Genomic DNA, 2724 nt, shown 5'->3' on the forward strand with positions numbered 1-2724 from the left:
ACAATAAGGTCCACAATACAAACTACCTTCTGGCTGTCTCAACTTTGGAAACATAGTCAACAATACCCTCGAAATTTTTGAATAACGGTAAACAAAGGTAGTGAGCACGTTGTCATCGAACTCAGCCACACCACCTTCAACACTACACGCAAAGCGTCGAAAAGCGCCAAATGTTGTGAATCATATTAAACAGATTATCGGCCATTTACGCCAAAGATAAACCACCGTCTACTACCAATGTGTGCCCTACTATATAAGTAGCCTTGTCTGAAAGTAAAAACTCTATTGCGTCTACTATCTCATTGGTACAACCAAACCGCTTCATGGGAACGGCTTGAGATACCTCCGAGCGGATATTTTCATTTTCCAGTTGGCGCTCTTCCCAACGTGGGGTCCATGTTACACCTGGCGCTACCGCATTAATTCGAATACCAGATCCAATACTCTCAAGTGCAACTGAGCGCGTTAATCCTTCCAAAGCATGTTTAGACGCGCTGTACATTGATGCATTTGGCGTTGGTCTAAGGCCATTCACCGAACTTAAATTCACTATGCTTGAGCCAGGCCCCATTAACTTTAATTCTGCTCGCAGACATAAAGCCTGACACAAGAAATCCACATTGAGGGTTTCTTTAAGTAATTCGATGTCAACTTTATGTAGATAACCTCGTGAAACCAACGCTGGAGAAGCGTTATTTACTGCAATATCTAGTTTCTTATATTCGGATTCAATATAGGAGAATAGACCCGCTAGTTGCTCTTGGTCAGCAATATCTACAACCCTATGATCCACAGCGTCTAATTCTGGATATATAGCAAGCACTTTCCCCCACCCTGCTTCAGAACGTGAGCACGTGACAACCCTATAACCCAATTCTACTAGGCGTAGAACAAGACCTAGTCCGATACCTTTCGAACCACCAGTTACTAAAGCTACTTTCAAGTTTGAACTCCTTTTCTAGATATGTATAGTGACCAATCATGCTGCATTAAGTGGTGAAAAACGCAACATAGATCCTTCTGAATACCACCTTAACGCCTTAAATAAACCCATAGTGAAAATGCCATGCATTGTGAATCGATTTTAATCGCCAATTAGTAGCAAGTTTTACCACGTTGTTGAAAACCATATAAAAGAATAACACCTAAGCTAAAACTAACCACATGACCAACCTTTGGAAGATGGTGCTCGCTGAAGATTAGATCTAGAGCAAATGCTGGAACAATAGTAAATATCAAAACGCACAACGCTAACTTCCCTTCAACCTGTCGTTTTAAATACATTAAGAGCCCCGCGGCAGCTAATCCTAAGATGGCTTGGGAACCGCCGGTCCCCAAATTCCATGGTTCAGGTACCGTAAATGTACTAGCAAATGTGCCAATCGATCCCGAAATAAACCATATTACAAGAAAAACGCTGGAACCTAGTTTTCGCTCAAGCAAGTAGCCGAGAGCAAACAGTGAAAGAACGTTGTAAATCATGTGAAATTGCATCACGTGAATGAATTGAGAAATTACTAGGCGCCATAGTTCCAAGTCTAAAATGTGCTTGTATGTGAAGCCGCCAAAGGGCTCTAGCTCTGTAATATTAATCTTTCCGAATAGCGAACCAGATATTTGAAAATTCACACCTAGAGATATAACTACTGTCGAGAAAACCAACACTAGTGTTATGTAGGGTATATGTCTTTGTGTCACGTTTTTCTCCTTGCTAACGCCGCATTCAGATGTGAGCGGCGCTTGGCTATACTTGAGCGAAACGAAAACGCCAAGCGTTGCGAATCAGCTTGGATTGTTTGTTATGCAACCTTTCCAACACGCGCTTGAGCTAACAAATAACAAGCTACTGTAATATCAAAAGAAATACACATTACTACGTACCACTCGGGAGCGACAATGCTCCCCGAACCTGACAAGTGGAGACCAACGTCCCAAACAGGATGAAGTAACCACCCGACTGCTAACAAATTGGAGCTACGACTTTTGGAAAGAATAAAGGAAGCTCCGTATAACAACACACCTAGAGACTCGATGCCGATCCAAACTAGGTTTGAGGCTAGAACTGCAAAAAGTACATAGATGAGAGCAGCAATTATCAACGCATAGCCAAGGATTTTAAGACGCGATTCCGAGGGTTTATGGTGCACAAACTTGATCAACACAGAACTAGTAATTACACCAAAAACTAGCCAAAATATTACTTCCATTGCTGTAACTTCCTCTAATCGCATAACGCCCTGTTAAAGGGCTTATAATAGTTGACCAAAATTGTGAGCGAAGCGAAACCAGCCAACAGTTACAAAGTCCTGCTTGAACAGCTTGTTATAAGTACATTACTTGACTGTCGCCACACGGTAACTAAACCAAAGTAATACTGCTCCGCTAGCTGACTGTAATAGCTTGTACATTCTACCTGACTTGGCAAACGATGTTGATTTTCCTATCAGAAATACCATAGATGAAAACCATAATGCTGCAAACATAGCATGAACACTAACCAAGATATAAGAGGATGCAATCGCATTTGATTCAAAGTTAATGAACTGTGGAAATGCTGCTAGATAAAAAATAGAAACTTTAGGGTTTAGAAGATTCGTTAATAACCCTTCGAAAAAACAAGATGACAATTTTTTTGCAGAACTTTTAGGTCTATTCTCGGTAGTATTTTCGAGTACGTTGCTTTTTTTGAATGCTGATATTATTGCTTTTACACCTAAGTAAGCA

At 40.9% G+C, this 2724-nt stretch carries 4 protein-coding genes; all 4 read right to left on the reverse strand.

Annotation, left to right across the window (positions count from 1 at the left end):
- Positions 1-205: 205 nt before the first annotated feature.
- The gene (locus tag BCT81_RS22360) at positions 206-943 is read right to left on the reverse strand and encodes an SDR family oxidoreductase (protein ID WP_102425890.1); all 738 of its coding nucleotides are present in this window, start codon (positions 941-943) and stop codon (positions 206-208) included.
- Positions 944-1095: 152 nt separating this feature from the next.
- Complete coding sequence (locus BCT81_RS22365; RefSeq protein ID WP_102425891.1) at positions 1096-1698, reverse strand: rhomboid family intramembrane serine protease; 603 nt, start codon at positions 1696-1698, stop codon at positions 1096-1098.
- A gap of 101 nt (positions 1699-1799) precedes the next feature.
- Entirely contained in the window at positions 1800-2207 is a 408-nt protein-coding gene (locus tag BCT81_RS22370; protein ID WP_102425892.1) for a DUF6010 family protein, read from the reverse strand.
- A 126-nt stretch (positions 2208-2333) separates the two neighbouring features.
- On the reverse strand, positions 2334-2724 hold a 391-nt coding region (locus BCT81_RS22375), incomplete at its 5' end, for a LysE family transporter (protein ID WP_157938885.1).

It is taken from the genome of Vibrio sp. 10N.261.52.A1, assembly GCF_002876325.1.
Lineage (GTDB): Bacteria > Pseudomonadota > Gammaproteobacteria > Enterobacterales > Vibrionaceae > Vibrio > Vibrio chagasii.

Bases quoted from the DNA above. Each gene is read 5' to 3' on its own strand.
- BCT81_RS22370 (WP_102425892.1), bottom strand. From the start codon at position 2,207: ATGGAAGTAATATTTTGGCTAGTTTTTGGTGTAATTACTAGTTCTGTG.